At 73.1% G+C, this 19,749-nt stretch carries 22 protein-coding genes and 1 pseudogene; 12 read left to right on the top strand and 11 right to left on the bottom strand.

Annotated elements, in window-relative coordinates:
• Positions 1 to 23: 23 nt before the first annotated feature.
• A complete protein-coding gene (locus tag ACSLTV_RS17360) occupies positions 24 to 650 on the bottom strand; it encodes an FMN-binding negative transcriptional regulator (RefSeq protein ID WP_432138992.1) in 627 nt (208 codons plus the stop codon).
• Complete coding sequence (locus tag ACSLTV_RS17355; protein WP_432138991.1) at positions 644 to 1,348, bottom strand: pyridoxamine 5'-phosphate oxidase family protein; 705 nt, start codon at positions 1,346 to 1,348, stop codon at positions 644 to 646. The genes ACSLTV_RS17360 and ACSLTV_RS17355 overlap by 7 nt, the downstream gene beginning before the upstream one ends.
• Before the next feature lie 38 nt (positions 1,349 to 1,386).
• Between ACSLTV_RS17355 and ACSLTV_RS17350 the strand changes: the two genes are divergently transcribed.
• Positions 1,387 to 2,718 carry an aminotransferase class I/II-fold pyridoxal phosphate-dependent enzyme gene (locus tag ACSLTV_RS17350; RefSeq protein ID WP_432138990.1) on the top strand — a complete coding sequence of 444 codons (1,332 nt, stop codon included), beginning with the start codon at positions 1,387 to 1,389 and terminating at the stop codon, positions 2,716 to 2,718.
• Positions 2,719 to 3,106: 388 nt separating this feature from the next.
• On the opposite strand, the gene ACSLTV_RS17345 is transcribed toward ACSLTV_RS17350, so the two are convergent.
• Positions 3,107 to 4,045 (bottom strand): DMT family transporter, encoded by a 939-nt coding sequence (locus ACSLTV_RS17345; protein WP_432138989.1) that lies wholly within the window; start codon positions 4,043 to 4,045, stop codon positions 3,107 to 3,109.
• Positions 4,046 to 4,119: 74 nt separating this feature from the next.
• Between ACSLTV_RS17345 and ACSLTV_RS17340 the strand changes: the two genes are divergently transcribed.
• Positions 4,120 to 5,022: a LysR family transcriptional regulator gene (locus tag ACSLTV_RS17340; protein WP_432138988.1), complete on the top strand. Its 903-nt coding sequence runs from the start codon at positions 4,120 to 4,122 to the stop codon at positions 5,020 to 5,022.
• Positions 5,023 to 5,029: 7 nt separating this feature from the next.
• Here the strand turns inward: ACSLTV_RS17340 and ACSLTV_RS17335 are convergent, their stop codons facing one another.
• Entirely contained in the window at positions 5,030 to 5,500 is a 471-nt protein-coding gene (locus tag ACSLTV_RS17335) for a pyridoxamine 5'-phosphate oxidase family protein (RefSeq protein WP_432138987.1), read from the bottom strand.
• Between the two features lie 83 nt (positions 5,501 to 5,583).
• Here ACSLTV_RS17335 and ACSLTV_RS17330 point away from each other — a divergent pair, with 83 nt between their 5' ends.
• Entirely contained in the window at positions 5,584 to 6,216 is a 633-nt protein-coding gene (locus tag ACSLTV_RS17330; protein ID WP_432138986.1) for a cysteine hydrolase, read from the top strand.
• Here ACSLTV_RS17330 and ACSLTV_RS17325 read toward each other — a convergent pair.
• Positions 6,203 to 6,670 carry a Rieske (2Fe-2S) protein gene (locus tag ACSLTV_RS17325; protein WP_432157088.1) on the bottom strand — a complete coding sequence of 156 codons (468 nt, stop codon included), beginning with the start codon at positions 6,668 to 6,670 and terminating at the stop codon, positions 6,203 to 6,205. The genes ACSLTV_RS17330 and ACSLTV_RS17325 overlap by 14 nt on opposite strands.
• Positions 6,671 to 6,774: 104 nt before the next feature.
• Here ACSLTV_RS17325 and ACSLTV_RS17320 point away from each other — a divergent pair, with 104 nt between their 5' ends.
• Entirely contained in the window at positions 6,775 to 7,539 is a 765-nt protein-coding gene (locus ACSLTV_RS17320; RefSeq protein WP_432138984.1) for a HipA family kinase, read from the top strand.
• On the top strand, positions 7,536 to 7,985 hold the full coding sequence (locus ACSLTV_RS17315) for a DUF3037 domain-containing protein (protein ID WP_432138983.1): 450 nt from the start codon (positions 7,536 to 7,538) through the stop codon (positions 7,983 to 7,985). Before ACSLTV_RS17320 ends, ACSLTV_RS17315 begins: the two co-directional genes overlap by 4 nt.
• Positions 7,986 to 8,299: 314 nt before the next feature.
• On the opposite strand, the gene ACSLTV_RS17310 is transcribed toward ACSLTV_RS17315, so the two are convergent.
• A complete protein-coding gene (locus tag ACSLTV_RS17310; RefSeq protein ID WP_432138982.1) occupies positions 8,300 to 8,740 on the bottom strand; it encodes an excalibur calcium-binding protein in 441 nt (146 codons plus the stop codon).
• A gap of 318 nt (positions 8,741 to 9,058) precedes the next feature.
• Between ACSLTV_RS17310 and fabG the strand changes: the two genes are divergently transcribed.
• The 5 genes from fabG to ACSLTV_RS17285 all read left to right on the top strand — a co-directional run bounded on the left by fabG (position 9,059) and on the right by ACSLTV_RS17285 (position 13,767).
• A complete protein-coding gene (gene fabG, locus ACSLTV_RS17305) occupies positions 9,059 to 9,820 on the top strand; it encodes a 3-oxoacyl-ACP reductase FabG (RefSeq protein ID WP_432138981.1) in 762 nt (253 codons plus the stop codon).
• A gap of 30 nt (positions 9,821 to 9,850) precedes the next feature.
• The gene (locus tag ACSLTV_RS17300; RefSeq protein ID WP_432138980.1) at positions 9,851 to 10,603 is read left to right on the top strand and encodes an SDR family oxidoreductase; all 753 of its coding nucleotides are present in this window, start codon (positions 9,851 to 9,853) and stop codon (positions 10,601 to 10,603) included.
• A 274-nt stretch (positions 10,604 to 10,877) separates the two neighbouring features.
• Entirely contained in the window at positions 10,878 to 12,407 is a 1,530-nt protein-coding gene (locus tag ACSLTV_RS17295) for an ABC transporter substrate-binding protein (protein WP_432138979.1), read from the top strand.
• A gap of 81 nt (positions 12,408 to 12,488) precedes the next feature.
• Complete coding sequence (gene ung / locus ACSLTV_RS17290) at positions 12,489 to 13,172, top strand: uracil-DNA glycosylase (RefSeq protein ID WP_432138978.1); 684 nt, start codon at positions 12,489 to 12,491, stop codon at positions 13,170 to 13,172.
• A 100-nt stretch (positions 13,173 to 13,272) separates the two neighbouring features.
• Positions 13,273 to 13,767, top strand: a complete 495-nt coding sequence (locus ACSLTV_RS17285) for a hypothetical protein (protein WP_432157089.1) — start codon at positions 13,273 to 13,275, stop codon at positions 13,765 to 13,767.
• A gap of 85 nt (positions 13,768 to 13,852) precedes the next feature.
• Here the strand turns inward: ACSLTV_RS17285 and ACSLTV_RS17280 are convergent, their stop codons facing one another.
• Together ACSLTV_RS17280 and ACSLTV_RS17275 are read right to left on the bottom strand one after the other, a co-directional pair.
• On the bottom strand, positions 13,853 to 14,374 hold the full coding sequence (locus tag ACSLTV_RS17280; protein WP_432157090.1) for a hypothetical protein: 522 nt from the start codon (positions 14,372 to 14,374) through the stop codon (positions 13,853 to 13,855).
• A gap of 113 nt (positions 14,375 to 14,487) precedes the next feature.
• A complete protein-coding gene (locus ACSLTV_RS17275) occupies positions 14,488 to 15,000 on the bottom strand; it encodes a DinB family protein (protein ID WP_432138975.1) in 513 nt (170 codons plus the stop codon).
• A 176-nt stretch (positions 15,001 to 15,176) separates the two neighbouring features.
• Here ACSLTV_RS17275 and ACSLTV_RS17270 point away from each other — a divergent pair, with 176 nt between their 5' ends.
• Complete coding sequence (locus tag ACSLTV_RS17270; protein WP_432157117.1) at positions 15,177 to 16,088, top strand: Gfo/Idh/MocA family protein; 912 nt, start codon at positions 15,177 to 15,179, stop codon at positions 16,086 to 16,088.
• Here ACSLTV_RS17270 and lnt read toward each other — a convergent pair.
• Both lnt and ACSLTV_RS17260 read right to left on the bottom strand, forming a co-directional pair.
• On the bottom strand, positions 16,006 to 17,571 hold the full coding sequence (lnt, locus tag ACSLTV_RS17265; RefSeq protein ID WP_432138974.1) for an apolipoprotein N-acyltransferase: 1,566 nt from the start codon (positions 17,569 to 17,571) through the stop codon (positions 16,006 to 16,008). The two genes, ACSLTV_RS17270 and lnt, sit on opposite strands and share 83 nt — an antisense overlap.
• A gap of 237 nt (positions 17,572 to 17,808) precedes the next feature.
• Positions 17,809 to 18,273 (bottom strand): nuclear transport factor 2 family protein, encoded by a 465-nt coding sequence (locus ACSLTV_RS17260; RefSeq protein ID WP_432138973.1) that lies wholly within the window; start codon positions 18,271 to 18,273, stop codon positions 17,809 to 17,811.
• 92 nt (positions 18,274 to 18,365) lie between these two features.
• Between ACSLTV_RS17260 and ACSLTV_RS17255 the strand changes: the two are divergent.
• Positions 18,366 to 18,557, top strand: a pseudogene (locus ACSLTV_RS17255) (DUF4291 family protein); the annotation flags it as partial.
• 210 nt (positions 18,558 to 18,767) lie between these two features.
• On the opposite strand, the gene ACSLTV_RS17250 reads toward ACSLTV_RS17255, so the two are convergent.
• Entirely contained in the window at positions 18,768 to 19,748 is a 981-nt protein-coding gene (locus tag ACSLTV_RS17250) for a hypothetical protein (protein ID WP_435612439.1), read from the bottom strand.
• Between the last annotated feature and the right edge of the window lies 1 nt (position 19,749).

Genomic DNA, 19,749 nt, shown 5'->3' with positions numbered 1-19,749 from the left:
GACGTGACGGTCAGGCGCGGCGGTCAGGCGCGGCGGGCCAGATGGGCGCGGGCCGCCGAGTCGCCCGGGCCCGCGCGCAGGGCCAGGCGGTCCGCGATACGGGAGCGGACCTGCTCCGGACGCTTGCCGCCGTACTTGAACTTGGCGCGGACGTCCGTCACTTCCAGCCGGAGGCCGCGGATCCCCGAGAGCAGCCGTCCGTACGGGGCCTCACCGGGCGTGACCGGGGCCGAGCCGCCCGCCGGCTGGAAGTGGCCCACCTGCCGGTTCAGCAGTTCGGCCTTGGCGGCCGGGTCGTCCACCACATGGGCGGTGCAGCGCAGTTGCACCGCCGTGTAGAAGCTGGTGGGCACGCCGTGCTCGGGCCGGTCCTCCGCAGCCGCCTGCCAGGGGCCCGGCACGAACACGTAGTCGTCGACGACGCTCAGCACGACCCGTGGGTTCGCCTCCAGCGCGGGCCACAGCGGGTTGGGCCGGGCGAGGTGGGTGACCGCCTCGCCTCGTCGGGGGTCGTAGACGAAGTGCAGGGGCTGGACGCACGGCGGCTCCCCGTCGAGGCCGTTGACGGCGAGCTGCCCGAAATCGTGGCGGGCCAGCCACTGCTGCCACTCGGCGTCGTCGCGTGCCGCGTCCCAGGGGTGGATCAGCACCCCAGTGCCCTGAGGTAGTCAGGGAGCCCGACCGCGGGGGAGAGCTCGGCGTCGGGCAACGGGGTGCCGTAGCCCTTGCGCAGCGGGACGACGCCGGCCCAGTGGGGGAGGGCGAGGTCCTCGGGCTCCTCGCTCACGCCCCCGGTGCGCAGCTTGGCCGAGACCTCGTCCAGGTCGAGACGGATCACCGCGGTCGCCGCCAGCTCCTTCTTGTCGGCGGGCCGGGAGTCGGCCGACCGGCCCGGCACCACCTGGTCGACGAGTGCGTCGAGCGCCGCCCGCTTCTCCTCCGGGTCGGTGACGTCGTACGCCGGGCCGTGCACCACCACCGACCGGTAGTTGACCGAGTGGTGGAATGCGGAGCGGGCCAGTACCAGCCCGTCGACATGGGTCACCGTCAGGCACACCGGCAGTCCGCCGTCCTCGTTGCCCGCCATGCGCAGCGGGCGCGAGCCCGTCGAGCCGTGCACGTAGAGCCGCTCGCCGACCCGGCCGTAAAGGGTCGGCAGCACCACCGGCTTCCCGTCGCGCACGAAGCCCAGGTGGCAGACGTATCCCTCGTCGAGTATCGAGTGCACCAGCTCCTTGTCGTACGACGCCCTTTGTGCGGCACGGGTGGGGACGGTGCGGTCGGTCGCGGGGTAGGAGGTCGGCGGCGTCGGGGAAGTGGGCGGAGTCGGCTGCGCGGTGCCCGGCATAGTGGCGCTCCTTATTGCACTAGTGCATAATCGGTTTTGTGCTAGGAGAGTATCGGATCGAAGGGCGCCGTGCAGCGGACATCGCGTCGAGCGTCGAGCGCGCGGTCGGCGCCGGTGCGCTGGAGCCGGGCCAACTGCTACCGCCCATGCGTGAGTTGGCGGTCAGGCTGGGGGTGAATCCCAACACGGTCGCGGCCGCGTACCGCACCCTGCGCGAGCGTGGGGTGATCGAGACCGACGGGCGCCGGGGCAGCCGGGTGCGGCCCAAGCCGGCCACGACGGGACGCGAGAAGGTACGCGTGGACGTGCCCGCCGGGGTGCGCGACCTGGCCGACGGCAACCCCGACCCCGCGCTGCTGCCGCCGCTGGCCGGGGCGTTCGCCGCGGCCGTGGAACGGCAGGACCGCCGGCCCGTGCTGTACGGCGAGGACCACGTGGACCCGGAGCTGGCCCGGCTCGCGCGGGCCGGCCTCGCCGCCGACGGGGTACCGCAGGCGCCGCTCACCGTGGTGTCCGGGGCGCTGGACGCCGTCGAGCGGGTTCTCGCCGCCCACCTCAGGCCGGGCGACGGGGTGGCGGTGGAGGACCCCGGGTGGGGCCGCACCCTGGATCTCGTCGCCGCGCTCGGCCTGCGGGCCGTTCCCGTGCGCGTCGACGACGACGGGCCGCTGCCCGGCGAACTGCGCCGCGCGCTGGAGTCCGGGGCGCGCGCCGTCGTCGTCACCGACCGGGCGCAGAACCCAACCGGAGCCTGTGTGGGGGCCGCACGCGCGCGTGCGCTGCGCTCCGTACTCGCCGAGCACCCGGAGACCGTCCTGATCGAGGACGACCACGGCCACGGCGTCGTCGACCTGCCGCTGCACCCTCTCGCGGGCGTCACCCGGCACTGGGCCTTCGTCCGCTCGGCCGCCAAGGCCTACGGCCCCGACCTCCGCCTCGCCGTGGTCACGGGCGACGAGGTCACCGTGGATCGCGTGCACGGCCGGCACCGCCTCGGGCCCGGCTGGGTGAGCCTGCTGCTCCAGCGGGCGCTCGCCCGGCTGTGGTCCGAGGGCACCCTGGACGGACCGGCGGTGGCCGCCGCCTACCGGCGACGGCGCGAGGCGCTCGTCGACGCCCTCACCGAGCGGGGGGTCCCGGCGCACGGCCGCAGTGGCATGGCCGTCTGGATCCCTGTCCCGGACGAGACGACAGCGGTGTCCCGCCTCCTGCACGCCGGGTGGGCGGTCTCCCCGGGAGCCCGTTTCCGCTCGGCGTCCCCGCCGGGCATCCGGGTCACGATCTCGACACTCCGGGAGGACGAGGCCCCGCTCCTGGCGGACGCGATCGCGGACGCGCTGGGACCGGCTCCGTTGCGCAGTTACGTGTGAGACGGGGGACGGGGCCGGAGAGGGGGACGGTCTCGGAGGTGGGGTGGCGGAGGTCCCGAGGGGGACGGTCTCGGAGGGTGGGGTGGCGGAGGTCTCGAGGGGGCCGGAGTCGGAGTGCGGAGCGGCGACGGTGCCGAGGGGGCCGGAGTCGGAGGTGGGGGTGGCGGCGGCGCCGGGGCGGGGGCCTGGGCTCTGGGTGATCGGGGCGCGTGCGCGGGGGCGTTCGGTGCACGGGGGCACGGGGGCACGGGGGCACGGGGGCACGGGGACACGGGGGCACGGGCCAGGGGGACGGGATGCCGACCTGAGGCCGCGCCCCCACGGAGAAGCGCCGTGCGCGAGGCGCGGTGGGCGAAGGCGTGGTGGGCGAGGGCGCGGGGCCCCGCCCTCAGGCCCCCCGCTTCCGCTGCGTCAGCGCCGCCCCCGCGAGGACGATCGCCGCCCCCACCGGGGTGCTCCAGCGCAGCGACTCCCCGAGGATCGCCACGCCCGCGGCCGTCGCGATGACCGGGATGAAGTAGGTGACCATCTGGGCGGTGGTCGGGCCGACCTCGGCCACCAGCCCGTACTGGATCAGCACCGCGAGTCCCGTGCCCAGCGCCCCGAGCGCGGCGACCGCGAGCAGGGGCAGTACCGGGAAGCGGTCCGGGAGTGAGGTGAACAGCGGTGTGACGAAAGCCAGTTGCAGTGTGGCCAGGAACAGCTGTGCCCCGGTCATGGACAGGTGGGAGTACCCGCTCCCGGCGAGCGTCCGCCGGACATGGATCCAGCCGACGGGATAGCTCAGCGAGGCCAGCAGCGCCAGGCAGGTCCCCTTGGCGTCGAGCCCCGAGAACCCCTGCCAGGCCCCCAGCACGGTCAGTACGCCCAGGAAGCCCAGTCCGAGCCCGGCGACCCGCACCCGGGTCGGCCGGTCCTCGGAGAGGGCGACCAGCGACAGGGCCATCCCCCACAGCGGGGAGGTGGCGTTGCAGATCCCCGCGAGTGTCGAGGGGATGGTCAGCTCGGCGTACGCGAAGAGCGAGAAGGGCAGCGCGTTGAGCAGAAACGCGGCGACCGTGAGGTGCGTCCACAGGCGCGCCCCGCGCGGCAGCCCCTGCCGCTTCACCGCCATCGCCGCCGCCAGCACCGCCGTTCCGAACACCAGTCGGCCCAGGGTGACCTGGAAGGGTGCGTAGCCGGTCGTGCCCACCTTGATGAGCAGGAAGCTGAAGCCCCAGATCAGGGACAGCGCGGCGAAGCGCAGCCGCCAGTCGGCGCGGGGCCGGGGCGGGGCGGCGGGGGTGGCGGTGCCGGACGGCGTCCGGGATGCGGCAACGGTGGTCATGGCCGCAACGATGCCGTCCCCCTCCTCGTAGCACAATCGAGAATTGTCGCCGAACATCTCGTAGCATCGCTTACATGTTGAACCTGGAGCGCCTGCGCACCCTCGACGCCCTCGCCCGCCACGGCTCGGTCAGCGGCGCGGCCGAGGGACTGCATGTGACGACGTCGGCGGTCTCGCAGCAGCTGGCCAAGCTGGAACGCGAGGTCGGCCAGCGGCTCCTCGCCAAGAACGGGCGTGGGGTGCGCCTCACCGACGCGGGCCGGCTGCTCGCCGAGCACGCCGCCCGCATCCTCTCCCAGGTGGAGCTCGCCCAGTCCGATCTGGAGGCCCAACGCGGCCAGGTCGTCGGGGAGTTGCGCCTGTCGGCGTTCCCGACGGCCGCGCGCGGCCTGTTCCCCCTCGCGCTGGCCACGCTGCGCCGCGAGCACCCCGCGCTGCGGCTGCGCTCGTGCGAACTGGAACCGGAGCGGGGCATCGCCGGGGTGGTGCGCGGAGACCTCGACCTCGCCGTCGTCCTCGACTGGTACAACAAGCCGATGCCGCTGCCGGACGGCCTGGTCAAGGCACCCGTTCTGGACGACCCGGCCGAGGTCGCCATGCCGGCCGGCCACCCCCTCGCCGGCCGTGCCGAGGTCGATCTGGGGGAGTTCGCCGAGGACGAGTGGATCACCTGGGGCGAGGGCGAGTTCTGCCACGAATGGCTGATGTTCACGCTGCGCTCGCGCGGCATCGAGCCGATCGTCGGCCACCGCGCCGCCGAGACCCATACCCAACTGGGACTCGTCCAGGCGGGACTCGGCGTGTGCATCGTGCCGCTGCTGGGCAGGCGTCCGGTCCCCGACGGGGTCGTCATGGTGCCGCTCCAGCAGCGGGTGAGGCGGCACGTCTACGTCGTCTGGAGGGCCGACGCCGACCGCCGGCCCTCGATCCGCGCCGCCGTACGAGCGCTGCAGGACGCCGGGGCGCGGATCGGCTGAGGTCCGCTCAGCGGTCGCCCAGCTTGCGGAAGTCCCACGACACCACCTTGCGCGGCCGCAACCGCAGCCAGGCGTGCCGGCCATCGTGCGGCATGGCGTCCAGGCCGAAGTTCTTGCGGGCGAACAGCGTCTCCACGCTGTCGAGTTCGGCGCACAGCTCCCCGGTGCGCGGGATCTCGCCCACGAACTCCACGGTCCCCGACAGCTCCACGCCACGCAACTGCTCGTACTCCTCGCCCGTGTCGACCACGACGGCCACCCGCGGGTCGCGCCGCAGGTCCGCCCACCGCTTGCTGCGCACCACCGAGTACAGCCACAACGCGCTGCCGTCCCACAGGAACCACAGCGCGCTCACGTGCGGGACGCCGTCGGCGGACACGGTGGCCACCCGGCAGGTGCGCTGGGTGGTGAGGAACGCGTCGAGCTCACCCGGCGTCATCATGATCTTGCGGCCCCGGCGCTGCTCCGTCACCGTCATCGTTGCCCCCTCGTCATGTCTTCCCTCGCCACGCGGCGGTGGCTAGTGTCGCCCGACCACCCGCAGGTGACCAGGGGGACGCCATGCCGTCGTACGAGGAACACGGTGCGATCCTTGATCCCGTGAGCAGCGTCCTGCTCACGGTCGAATGCCAGCAGGGCGTCGTCGGTCCCGACGCGGCCCTGCCCGAACTGGCCCGCGAGGCCCGGCGGTCGGGTGCCCTCGCCAACGTGGCCCGGCTGGTGACCGCCGCCCACGACGGTGGCGTGCAGGTGATCCACGCCGTCGCCGAGCGCCGCCCCGACGGGCGCGGCGCCGGCCGCAACGCCCGCCTCTTCCGCGCCGCCGAACGCCTCCCCGTCCAGCAGCTCGCCGGCACCGCCGCCGTCCGGGTCGCCGACCCCGTCGAGGTCGCGGCGCGGGACATCGTGGTACGGCGGCTGCACGGCCTGTCGCCCGTCCAGGGCACCGAGGTCGACGCGCTGCTGCGCAACCTGGGCTGCCGGACCCTCGTCGTCGCCGGGGTCTCGGCCAACGTGGCCATCCCCAACGCCGTCTTCGACGCGGTGAACCTGGGCTACACCGCCGTCGTGCCGACGGACGCCATCGCGGGGGTACCGGCCGACTACACCCGCGCGATGATCCGCCACACCCTCGCCCTGGTCGCCACCCTCACCACCACGGACGAGCTGACCGGCCGCCTCAGGCGAGCGTGATCGAGTCCCCGTTCACCGTGATCGGCACCGAGGGCAGCGGCTTCTTCGCCGGCCCCGACTGCACACTGCCGTCCTCGACGGAGAAGTTGCTGTTGTGGCAGGGGCAGTTGATGACGCCGTCGGCGATGCTCTTCACCGCACAGCCCTGGTGGGTGCAGACCGCCGAGAAGGCCTTGAACTCGCCGGCCTTCGGCTGGGTCACGACCACCTTCTGGTCGGCGAACACCTTTCCGCCGCCCTCCGGGATGTCGGCCGTCGTGGCCAGCGCGCCGGCGGCGCCGGCGTTCGCACCGCCGCCCGCGGCCTGCCCGGTCTCGCCGCCGGTCACGTCGGACGATCCGCCGTCCGAGTCCCCGCACGCGGTCAGCGCCACGGCGAGCCCCGCGGCTCCGGCCGCCGCGACGACCGTTCGACGGGCGGGCCCCGGTGCGGAGTTGAACGATGCGCTGGTCATGCTGGTGTTTCCCTTCGGGGAGATGGCGTGATCCGCCCAGAGGTACGCGGCGAAGGCACCCGCTGTTCAGCCGGCCGGTCGGCTCTCCCCGGTAACCTGGGGCGATGCTCAAGGACGTCACCGCCACCCGCTTCGTCACCCCCCTGCGGGAGGGCGGCTCGCTGCCGGGCCTCGTCGAGGCCGACGACTTCGGTTTCTACGTCATGAAGTTCACCGGCGCGGGACAGGGCCGCAAGACGCTGGTGGCGGAGGTCGTCTGCGGAGAGCTCGCCCGGCGGCTCGGCTTCCGGATGCCCCGCCTCGTCACCGTCCACCTCGATCCGCTGCTCGGGCTCGGCGAACCCGACGACCGGGTGCAGGAACTGCTGAAGTCCAGCGGCGGCACCAACCTCGGCATGGACTTCCTCTCCGGCGCCCTCGGCTACGACCCGCTCGCCTTCCCGGTGGACGCGCGCGAGGCCGGCCGGGTCGTCTGGTTCGACGCGCTGGTCAACAACGTCGACCGGTCCTGGCGAAACCCCAACCTTCTGGTGCTGCACGGCGAGCTGTGGCTGATCGACCACGGCGCCACCATGATCTGGCAGCACAACTGGCCCTCCGCCGAGACCTCGGCGACCCGCTCCTACGACGCTGCCGATCACGCCCTCGCCCGGTTCGCCCCCGACGTGGCCGGCGCCGCTGCCGACCTGGCGCCCCGGATCACCGAGGACCTCCTCGCCGAGGTGACCGCCGAGATCCCCGACGCCTGGCTCGCCGACGAGCCCGGCTTCACCGACCCCGACGACCTGCGCCGCGCCTACGCCCGCCCGCTGCTCGCGCGCGCCGCCGTCATCCACGAGCGCATCACCGGGATCGAGGAGACGAAGTGAGCGAGAGCCGCATCAACGTCGCCGGGCACCTGACCGAGCGGCACATCACCCGGGCCGGCCAGGGCGGCGGCCGGGACGTCTTCGAGTACGCGGTGCTGCGCGTCGTCCCGCGTGTCGAGCGCGGTGAGTGCGTCAACGCGGGGGTGCTGGTGTACTGCCGTGCCCGGTCCTACGTCGGCGCCCGCACCCACCTCGACGAGGCGCGGCTGCTGGCGCTCGACCCGCGGGCGGACGTGTCCGGCGTGCGGGCCGCGCTGGCGGCGGTGGAGCGGGTCTGCGGCGGCGGCGAGAGCGCGGGCCAGGCGGCCGCCGACGACGCCGGCCGCCGCTTCCGCTGGCTGGTCGCCCCCCGCTCCACGATCGTCCAGCCCGGCCCCGTCCACACCGGCCTCACCACCGACCCGGCAGCGGAGACGGACCGCCTCCTGGACCTGCTGGTGCGGTGAGCCGACACCGGCGGGTCCGGTGGCGGGGGCCGAGCCCGGCCCGCCCGGCTACGGTCGCCGCGGGCCGGTGATGTCCGTGGCGAGCGGTCCGCCGGATCGCGGACCGGGCGACCGGCCCCGCGGGTCTGGCGGCTCCGGACCCGGCCGGCCCGACCGTGGACCGGGCGCCCGGCCCGGTGGGCCCGGCGGGTCCGGACCGGTCGGCGCGACCGCGGACCGGGCAACCGGACCTGGAGGTCCGGCGGGCCCGCCCGGCCGGCGCCGCCCCGGGCACCGGCTGCGCCGGACCGGCCCGCACCCCCGGGTCTGCCCGGTCAGCGGCGGCGGACGGCCGGGAAGCCGTGCCGTGGGCTTCGCCGGCGTCCGAGCAGGAAGCCCGTCCCCACGGCGGCGCCGGTCACGAAGACCAGACCGATCCCGATGTCCCAGTCGCTCGGCCCGGTCCGCGTCGAGCCGCCCAGACCGCCCTGCGTCCCGCGCGTCGGCACGACGGCGGCCGGTGCCGAGGGCCTGCTGGTGGACGAGGTGACCGGGTCGCCCCGGTGGGGAAGCGCCTCGCACGGGATGCCGTCGTCGTCGGCGTCGAGCCGGTTGGGGTCACTCGGGTCGGCGTCGAAGACGGCCTGGGCGTCCTCCTGGTAGGTGAAGTGGCGGCAGTCGAGGTCCACGTCCTGGGCCTGCGCGGGGCCGGCCGCCGGCACGATCGCGGCGACCGCGAAGAGCACGCCGACGGCACCGGTATGGCTGCGGGGCATGAGATGCCTCCCTCTGCGGTGCGGATGGCTCGCGCTTCGACGCTAGGGCCGGTCTGCCGACCGCCGCCTGCCGGGCGGCGCCCCCGGCCGGGCCGCGACGGGCGACGGGAATCGCAGGACGGGCCCTGGCAACGCCCTGGACGCGGGACGTGTGACGGTGGGCCGATCGGGTGATGGATCACATGCGGCGGGTGGGCCGTTGACACCGGGTGCCAGGGCTTCTAGCGTCACGTCTGCTGAAGGTACTAAGCGGTCGCTCACCGCGGATCGCGGTTCCCCGGCACGTCACGTTCTCTCAAGGGCGAGGAGATCCACCCCATGTCCACCACTGAGCAGCGGGTCGCAGTTGTCACCGGCGCCGCGCGCGGCATCGGCGCCGCCACCGCCGTACGGCTGGCCGCCGAGGGCCGCGCGGTCGCGGTGATCGACCTCGACGAGGCCGCCTGCAAGGACACCGTCGAGAAGATCACCGCGGCCGGCGGCAAAGCCATCGCGGTCGGCGCCGACGTGTCCGACGAGGCCCAGGTCGAGGCGGCGGTCGCGCGGATCGTCACGGAACTCGGCGCCCCGACCATCCTGGTCAACAACGCGGGTGTGCTCCGTGACAACCTGCTGTTCAAGATGAGCGTCTCCGACTGGGACACCGTCCTGAACGTGCACCTGCGCGGCTCGTTCCTGATGACCAAGGCCGTCCAGAAGCACATGGTGGACGCCGGCTTCGGCCGTGTGGTCAACCTGTCGTCGTCCTCCGCGCTCGGCAACCGCGGCCAGGCCAACTACTCCGCCGCCAAGGCCGGCCTGCAGGGCTTCACCAAGACCCTCGCCATCGAGCTGGGCAAGTTCGGCATCACCGCCAACGCGGTCGCCCCCGGCTTCATCGCCACCGACATGACCGCCGCGACCGCCGAACGCGTCGGCATGGGCTTCGACGACTTCAAGAAGGCCGCCGCCAGTCAGATCCCCGTCCAGCGCGTCGGCGAGCCCGAGGACATCGCGGGCGCCGTCGCCTTCTTCACCGGCGAGGCGGCCGGCTTCGTCTCCGGCCAGGTGCTGTACGTCGCCGGCGGCCCGCTCAACTGACCTCAGGGACAGGGAACAGGACACACCCTCATGACTGAACTCTCCGGCAAGGTCGCGCTGATCACCGGCGCCAGCCGCGGCATCGGATACGGCGTCGCCGAGGCGCTCGTCGCCCGCGGTGACCGCGTCTGCATCACCGGCCGCAACGAGGACGCCCTCAAGGAGGCCGTCGAGCGGCTCGGCGCCGACCGCGCGATCCACGTCGCCGGCAAGGCCCACGACGAGGCCCACCAGGCCACCGCCGTCGAGCGGACCATGGAGGCCTTCGGCCGCGTCGACTTCCTGGTCAACAACGCCGGAACGAACCCGGTGTTCGGGCCGATCGCCGACCTCGACCTGGGCGTGGCGCGCAAGGTCTTCGAGACCAACGTGATCTCCGCGCTCGGCTTCGCCCAGAAGACCTGGCACGCCTGGCAGAAGGACAACGGCGGCGCGATCGTCAACATCGCCTCCGTCGCCGGCCTCGCCCCCTCACCCTTCATCGCCGCGTACGGCGTCAGCAAGGCCGCGCTGATCAACCTCACCCAGCAGCTCGCCCACGAGTTCGCGCCCCGGGTGCGGGTCAACGCCATCGCTCCCGCCGTGGTGAAGACCAAGTTCGCCCAGGCGCTCTACGAGGGCCGGGAGGAGGAGGCCGCCGCGGCCTACCCGCTCGCCCGGCTCGGCGTGCCCTCCGACATCGGCGGGGCCGCGGCCTTCCTCACCTCCGGGCAGTCCGACTGGGTCACCGGCCAGACCCTCGTAGTGGACGGCGGCATCTTCCTCAACGCCGGCGTCGGCTGACCTCACCGGGACCCCCGACCGGCGGGTCACGAAGGGCTCACGACAGGCGCCGTTTCCTTGACGGGAACGGCGCCTTTGTCGTCGTACGGAGGCCGGACGGCCGCCTGACAACGTAGTCGGACACGAGTGGATCAAGACCTTGGTACACACCTGGTTAAACCCCGGTGGTGCTGCGGTATGGTCTGCCAACCCTTGGTACGGCAGATCGAGGAGCGTGTACGTGTTCAACCGGAAGCGAAGCCTTCGCCAAGTGGCGGCGATCGCCTCCATAGGCATGATCGCTGGATGTGGCTACTTCTCGGACAGCGGCTCCGACGATCAGGGGCCGATCGTCGTCGGCACCACCAGCCCCGTCAGCACCCTCGATCCGGCCGCCTCCTGGGACGGTTCCTGGGAGTTGTTCCGCAACGTCTACCAGACGCTGCTGGCCTACCCGCCCGGCGCGATCACGCCCGAGCCCGACGCCGCCAAGAGCTGCGAGTTCACGGACACCGGCAACCGCGCCTACCGCTGCGAGCTGCGGGAGGGCCTGACCTTCTCCAACGGCGACAAGCTCGACGCCCAGGCCGTGAAGTACTCCATCGACCGGATCCTCAAGATCAACGCTGCGACCGGTCCCGCCGGACTGCTCGGCAGCCTCGACCGGGTCCAGGTGCGCGGCGACCTGGAGGTCGTCTTCCAGCTCAACAAGTCCGACGCCACCTTCCCGTTCGTGCTCGCCACCCCGGCCATGTCGATCGTCCCCCCGGACGACTACCCGGCCGACGCCCTGCGCGAGAAGTCCGGCATCATCGGCTCCGGGCCCTACAAGCTGGAGAACTACAAGGAAGGTGAGCGCGCCGAACTGGTGCGCAACGACCGCTACAAGGGCTTCGCCGAGCGGCGCAACGACGCGGTCACCGTCCGCTACTTCCAGGACTCGGGCGCCATGGTCAAGGCGCTGCGCGACCGCGACATCGACGTCACCTACCGCGGTCTGGCCGCCGACGACATCGTCTCGCTGGAGGGCAAGAGCAGCGAGAACGAGGGGCTGAGCATCGTCGAGGGTACCGGGGCGAGCATCGACTACCTGGTCTTCAACCCGAAGGACAAGTGGGCCGCCAAGCCCGCCGTCCGCAAGGCCATCGCCCAGATCATCGACCGGCCCGCCCTCGCCCGCACGATCTACAAGAACACCGTCCAGCCCCTGTACTCCATGGTCCCGCAGGGCCTGACCGGCCACACCACCGTCTTCTTCGACGACTTCGGCAACCCCGACCCGGAGAAGGCCAAGGAGATCCTCACCGACGAGGGCATCACCGACCCCGTACCCCTCACCTTCTGGTACACCTCCGACCGCTACGGCTCCGAGACGGCCCTGGAGTTCAAGGAACTCAAGCGCCAGCTGGAGGCGACGGGGCTCTTCGAGATCACCCTCAAGAGCCGCCCGTGGAAGGAGTACGTCGACGGCTACCAGAAGGGCGAGTACCCGGTCTTCGGGCGCGGATGGTCCCCCGACTTCCCCGACGCGGACAACTTCATCGCCCCCTTCGTCGGCGAGCAGAACGCCCTGGGCACGCCCTACAAGGCGACCCGGATCACCGACGTCCTGCTGCCGCGCTCCCGGCAGGAGAGCGACCGCGCCAACGTGGTGAAGGACTTCGAGGAGGCCCAGAAGGTCCTCGTCGACGACGTCCGGCTGCTGCCGCTGTGGCAGGGCAAGCAGTACGTCGCGGCCAACGAGGACATCTCGGGCGGCGAGCGCTCCCTGGACGCGTCGACGATCATGCTGCTGTGGGAGCTGTCCCGCAAGACGAGCTGGTAATCGCCCTCCGGGACCCGGTTGTCAGTGGTCGCCTGTAGGTTCTGAGACCTGCAAGCGACCGCACGACCGAAGGACGTTGACGTGACCGACACCGCCATGCTGCCCGAGTCCTGGCGCGGGGTGCTGGGCGACGAGCTGCAGCAGCCCTACTTCAAGGAGCTGACGGAGTTCGTCGAGGAGGAGCGGGCGAAGGGTCCCGTCTACCCGCCGCGCGAGGAGGTCTTCGCCGCCCTCGACGCGACGCCGTACGACAAGGTGAAGGTGCTGGTCCTCGGCCAGGACCCCTACCACGGTGAGGGTCAGGGCCACGGCCTGTGCTTCTCGGTGCGGCCCGGGGTGCGGGTCCCGCCGTCCCTGCGCAACATCTACAAGGAGATGCACGAGGAGCTGGGCACCCCCGTCCCGGACAACGGCTATCTCATGCCGTGGGCCGAGCAGGGGGTGCTGCTGCTCAACGCGGTCCTCACCGTCCGCTCGGGTGAGGCCAACTCGCACAAGGGCAAGGGCTGGGAGAAGTTCACCGACGCCGTGATCCGTGCGGTGGCCGGCCGGCCCGACCCGGCGGTCTTCGTGCTGTGGGGCAACTACGCGCAGAAGAAGCTCCCGCTGATCGACGAGACCCGGCACGTGGTGGTCAAGGGCGCGCACCCCTCGCCGCTGTCCGCGAAGAAGTTCTTCGGCTCCCGCCCCTTCACGCAGATCAACCAGGCGGTGGCCGCGCAGGGCCACGAGCCGATCGACTGGACCATCCCGAACCTCGGCTGATCCCCGCCGGGCCCGTCCGCCCGGGGCCGGTCCGGTGCCGCCTGACCGGGATCGCCGCCCGCTGCCGTTAGCGTCGTCCCCAGGACGCGAGGAGGTCACGGTGGCGGAGCGACAGGGGCAGACGGCGCCGGACGCGGTGCTGACGCGGATCGGGCAGGTCGTCATGCTGCACCACGGCGGCGACCGCGAGGAGGCCCGACGGCGCCTCCTCGACCTCTGGTCGGAGCTGGGCGAACAGGGCGATCCGCTGCACCGCTGCACGCTCGCCCACTATCTGGCCGACACCCAGGACGATCCCGAGCACGAACTGGCCTGGGACCTGCGGGCGCTGACCGCGGCTGAGGAGCACGAGGAATCTCCCGCCGCCCGGTCGCTCTACCCCTCGCTGCATCTGAACCTGGCGGTGGACTACGCGAGACTGGGCCGCCCCGACGCCGCCCGCTCCCATCTGCGGGCGGCCCGCAGCGCCGCCGACGCGCTGCGGGAGGACGGCCACGGCGACCGGACGCGTGCGGCGATCAGACGGCTGGAGCTACGGCTCGGGGAGGGCGGCGCCGGCGGCGAGGGCTGGGGACCGCCGAGGCAACGGCCGTAGCCCCGGGCGGGGGGACGAGCGTCCGGGCTTGGGACGGCGCGGGGCCGGGACGGGCGCGAGGCTTGGGACGGGCGCGCGGGCGGGGTCATCGCCCGTACGTCTCCTCGCAGATCACCGCCTCGGGACTGCCCGACCGCCAGCCCCCGTACTTCTTGCCCAGCGCGCACACGTCGGCGTTCTTCCGCACCTCCCGCGTCACCTCGCGCGACAGGTCCTGCGGGTCCGGAACCCCGGCGCCGGAGTGCGCGGCCCGCCGGGGCGAAGGGTGTGCCGGGCGGGGGCGCGGTCGCTCCGGCACCCGCGGCCGTTCCGGCTGCCGAGGCCGCTCCCGCGCCGCGTCACCGGGGGGCCGCTCCGCCCCGGGGCGCTCCGACCGCGCGGCCCCGTCCGCCTCGGGAGGCACCCCCACCATCTCCAGCGCCTCCTGTACGGGCGCCTGCACCACCTGGGCCTCGGCCTGCCCCTCCGGCCGAGGAGCGGACGGCTGGGAGGGCGCCGCGGGCCGCGGTCCGGGCACGGGCGGACGCTGCTGGACGGTCATGCACCCGGAGAGAGCCGAGACGGCCACGGTGACCAGGAGCGTTGCGGTAGTCGTCGTTCGCTGCACCCGCGCCACTCTGCTGCGTCACGCCCCCGTGAACGACGGCGGACAAGCGGAGGATGCCCCAGACGGGTGATCTCCCGCCCCCTACGAGGGGTTCACGACGACGCGCGCTGACGTCATTCGCCGGTGGTGCCGTCGAGGCGCTCCCGGATCAGGTCGGCGTGGCCGTTGTGCCGGGCGTACTCCTCGATCATGTGGGTGTAGATCCAGCGCAGGTTGTAGGGCCTGCCGGTGCGCCGGCCGGTGCCCTGCGACAGGACGTCGAGGCCCAGCTCGGCGGCGCTCATGCGGGCGGCCTCGATCTCCGCCTGCCAGGTGGCGTGGGCCTCGGCCCAGGTGTCGGAGTCGGTGAAGTGGAAGTCGCCGTCGGGGTCCTCGTCGGTGTAGTAGACCGGGCCGGCGTCCTCGCCGGTGAGGACGGTGCGGAACCACCACCGCTCCACCTCCGCCATGTGCCGTACCAGCCCCAGCAGCGTCAGTTCGGAGGGCTCCACGGCGGCGGTGCGGAGCTGGGCCTCGGAAAGCCCCTGGCACTTGAGGTCCAGAGTCCGGCGGTGGTAGTCCAGCCAGCCCTCCAGCATGGTGCGCTCGTCGGCGGTCTGGTCGGGGCTGTGGCGTTCGATGGTCATCCCCGTATCCTCGCCGCTCACCCGCCCACACCACCATGGCTTTTTCCGCCCCGGGCGGCCCCGCGGCGGGTCCGCCCGGGGCCGGCAGCACGGTCGGGGCGCCTGCCGCGCGGAGCACGCCGCCCGGGGGCCGTATCCTGCCGTGCAGGTGTTCGCAGGCAGTGAGGGAGTTCCAGGTGAAGATCGGCTGCATCGGCCTCGGTGACATCGCGCAGAAGGCGTACCTGCCGGTGCTCGGGATGCAGCCGGGGGTCGAACTCCACCTGCAGACCCGCACGCCCGCCACCCTCGACCGGGTCGCCGACACCTACCACCTGCCCGCCGGTCAGCGACACCGCGACCTCGACGCCCTGCTCGCGGCGGGTCTCGACGCCGCCTTCGTGCACGCGCCCACCGAGACCCACCCGTCGATCGTCACCCGGCTCCTGGACGCGGGCGTCCCCACCTACGTGGACAAGCCGCTGGCCTACGAACTCGCCGACTCCCAGCGGCTGGTGGACCTCGCCGAGGCCCGCGGGACCAGCCTCGCCGTCGGCTTCAACCGGCGCCACGCACCCGGCTACGCCCAGTGCGCCGACCACCCGCGCGAGCTGATCCTCCTGCAGAAGAACCGGGTCGGCCTGCCCGAGGAACCCCGCACGATGATCCTCGACGACTTCATCCACGTCGTGGACACCCTGCGCTTCCTGGCGCCCGGCGAGATCGACGACGTCACCGTCCGCGCCCGGGTCCGGGACGGCCTGCTGCACCACGTCGTCCTCCAGCTGGCCGGGGACGGCTTCACCGCGCTCGGCGTCATGAACCGGCTCAGCGGCTCCAACGAGGAGATCCTGGAGGTCTCCGGGCAGGACACCAAACGCCAGGTGGTGAACCTGGCCGAAGTGATCGACCACAAGGGGCAGCCGACCGTGCGCCGACGCGGCGACTGGGTGCCGGTGGCCCGCCAGCGCGGCATCGAGCAGGTGGTGCTCGCCTTCCTGGACGCCGTGCGCGCCGGGAAGGTGCTCAGCGCCCGGGACGCGCTCGCGACCCACGAACTGTGCGAGCGGGTGGTCCGAGCGGTGCGGGAGCACCCCGGCGCGGCCTGAGCGCCCGCCGGCCCTCCGCCGCCCCCGCCACGGCGAGTACCAGCAGCGCCCCGTACACCGGCCAGTCCCCGAACCGCACGAACGGCGTGACCCCGCCGGCCAGCGGCACCTCGTACACGGCCGTCGCTCCCGCGTCCGTGTCCAGCAGCGGTCCCACCCGGGCTCCCCGCGCGTCGTACACCGCCGAGACCCCCGTCAGCGTGGCGTGTACGAACGGGCGGCCCGTCTCGGCGGCGCGCAGCGCCCCGAGCGAGGCGTGCTGCCGCGGCGCCCAGCTGCTCTGGAACGTCGACGTCGCGGTCTGGCCGACGACGACGTCGGCGCCGTCGGCGGCCAGCCGGCGGCTCATGTCGGGGAACGCCGTCTCGAAACAGACCAGCGGGCCGATCCGCAGCCCCGGTGCGGCCTGCATCAGCGCCTGCCCGGTGCCGCGCCGCCTGTCCTCGCCGGCCGCGTCACCCACCGAGGTGGCCCAGCCGAGCAGGGCGCGGGCCGGGACGTACTCGCCGAACGGCACCAGCCGCATCTTGTCGTAGCGGTCGCCGGTCGGGCCGCCGGGACCGACCAGGATCGAGCTCTTGTAGATGCCGGGCCGGTCGGAGCGGCGGGCGTCGACGTTGACCAGCAGGTCCGCTCCGGTCGCCGCCGCCAGGCCGGCGATCCGCCGGGCCAGGTCGGGCCGTTCGGCGAGGTCGTGACCGACGCTGCTCTCGCCCCAGACGACCAGGTCGACGTCCTGGCCGATCAGCCGGCGGGTCAGCTGCTCCTCCCGGTCGAAGCGCCGCTCCGGCCCGTCGACGACCCCCGCCTGGACTACGGCGATCCGGACCCGGCCGGTCTCCGGCGGGCGGGGCGCCCACGCCCAGGCCGCCGAGGCCGCGGCGGCCGTGGCCGTCAGCCCGGCGACCGCCCGGACGCGCGCGGAGGGCACGGCGACCAGGATCGCGACGGCGACGTTGACGGCCACGACCAGAAAGCTCAGCAGCCACACCCCGCCCACGGAGGCCAGCCGCAGCGCAGGTGTCACCTGCCACTGGGTCGAGCCGAGCATGCCCCACGGACCGCCGAGCCCTTCCCAGGAGCGGACCAGCTCGATCGTCAGCCAGCCCGAGGGCACCACCAGCAGGGCCGCCGGAGCCCGCCCCGACGAGGGCCCGCCGGTCAGGAACCGCTGGACCAGCAGGCCCCACGGCGCCCACAGCACGCCGAGCAGCGCGGCGATGACGAAGGTGAACACATGGAGGTTCGGCAGCAGCCAGTGGTGCATGCCGAGCATGAACCCGAACCCGCCGCACCAGCCGTCGTACGCCGCGCGGCGCCCGCTGGGCGCCCCACGGACCAGCAGCAGCCAGGGAACGAGGGCCACGTACGCCCACCACCACAGGGACGGGGCGGGGAAGGCGAGCACGGGGAGCGCACCCGCCGACGCGGCGAGCGCGGACCGCCCCCAGGGGGAGGCGAGCCCCCGGCCGAACCACTTCATGAGCGCCTCCTGCCCGGTGCTGGCTCCAGTGTGCCGCCTCACGGCGATCTCCGGCACACGGCACGGCGGCGCGGCGCGGCTCCGGCAGGGGCGCGGCGGCGGGTCGCGCGCGGGGCCGAGGGCTGCCGCCGGGGCCGAGGTCTCTGGTCGGGGCCGGACGCGTGGCCGGACCCCGGCGTGTGGCAGCCTGGAGCTGCCGTGGCCGGCGACGGGAGGCCGCCGAGCGGCGGCGGTGTGCTACGGCTGGGGGAGCCGGCGCCACTTCTCCCGCACGGCCACCGTGCGCACCCGCCAGCCGTCGGGGGTGCGCAGCAGCCCGAAGGCGTAGCGGCCGCCGCAGATGAAGTCGGGCGGGGAGACGTCGCCGTCGCCGCCGCTCAGGCGCATGGGGTTGACGTAGTCGGCGTGGACTCGTGCCGTGTCGCCGTCGTCCTGCTCCAGGAGTCCGAAGCGCAGTCGGCGGTTGACGATGAGGTGTTGCCGCATCGGGAACCGCCGCATGCTGTCGGCGAGCCACTGCGCGACCTCCTGGACCCGGCCCTCGATGCCGCCGGCGGAGCGGTAGTCGGCCCGGCCGTCGAGGGTGAAGAGGCTCCGGTACGCCGGCCAGTCGCCGTCGTCGACCGCTGTCGCGTAGTCGGTGATCAGGACGTCGATGGCCAGACGGTCCATCACGGTGGCGAGCTCCGCACGCTGCGTCATGAGCCGAGTGTTGGGCACGCGCTGCGCCGGGCCAAGGGGGCGTGCGGCGATATTCGGTGGCCGAACGGCCCGGTCGGCGCGAGGCTGAGGCCGTGAACGATCAGCCGGAGAACGGTCAGCCGGTCGAGGGCATCGATGGTGCGGAACCCAGGTTCCGTATTCGGGCCCGCTACACGGAGTCCACGATCACCGTGTATCAGGCCTACCGGCCGAAGATCGGCCGGGCGGCCGCCCGCACCGGGCGGTTCCCGTCCGCGTGGAGCCGTGAGCGCATGACCTGGATCATCAAACCGCGTTCACAACCGGATCCGTGGTGCGTCGCCGAGCAGTACGCAGGCTGAACTCGCGGGTGCCGACCGAGCCGCACAGGGCACAACGCCATCCCCCGCCCTGCGCCGCGACCGGACACGGCTGAGCGCCTCGGCGTCCCTGCCTGCGCGGGCCGGTCCGCCGCTCCGGCGATCGCCCCGACAAACCGTCCGATGCTCGGTCAGTCAGTGACCCGGCTCCGTCACTCGCAGCTGCCGCAGCAGGCCGCCGTAGTCCTCGTCGTCGTCACTGATGAAGATCGGAAAAGAGCCGGAGACCAACGCAACGCCTTCGACCTTGAGCCCCGAGCTCCGGGCGAGCATCTGCGCCGGCTTGACGGGAGCCAGCCGCGCACCGAGGGGTCCGCCCCGCTGAACCGTGGCCGCGCGGTACACGGCACTGTCGAAGGGCCCGAGGTCACCGGGGTCGTAAGCGGCCGAGACGTAGAGATTGCCCTTCGCGTCGATGTCGAGGCCGGAGGCAGGGCGCGCACCCGGCGGCTCGGGCGCGGTGAACGAGACGGACGTCCATTTCCTGCCGAACGTGATCGCACCGCTCCTGCCGACCGTCAGACGCGTCATGTTGATGCGGGTGGTGTCGCTCCCCTGCGCCCGCTCGGCGTACACGAAGTAGTCTCGCCCGCCGACCGTTGCGACGGCGGTGGCCTCGACGTTGGTGAGCGGCTCGGGTGTCTTCGGCCACGGCACCGAGCCCACGATCTCGACATCGAGGTTCTTGTCCCACCGCGCGAGGTAGATGGTGGGGTCGGGGTCATCGCCGTCGGCGTTGCTCTCCACCAGCAGCGCCTCGTCTCGGCCTGGCAGCCGGGCAATGCTCTCCAGGTCGTTCGGCACGCTGGGGAAGTCCACGTGAAGCTCCTCGACGGTGATCCCGTCGGGGTCGACGGGCGTCCGCACGATCGCCAGGCGCGGCAGGTCGCGTTCGGCCGCGTTGTCCCTCGCGTCGTGGCAGATCAGGAAGACCTCTCGTGACTCCGCGTCGCGCCCCGGGGCGGTGAACCCGCGCTCGGTGGCGAGCCAGGCGATGCCGCTGAACTCGCGTGGTGCCACCCTGACCCGGCTCGCGCCGGAGGACGAGACGCCGGTGGACCTCTCGACGCCGCACGCGGCCAGCGTCAGGAGGTTCAGTCCGACGACAGTCGACAAC

The sequence above is a fragment of the Streptomyces sp. bgisy159 genome (assembly GCF_965341775.1).
In the GTDB taxonomy this organism is placed as follows: domain Bacteria; phylum Actinomycetota; class Actinomycetes; order Streptomycetales; family Streptomycetaceae; genus Streptomyces.
This window is presented reverse-complemented; position numbering and strand designations above follow the sequence as displayed.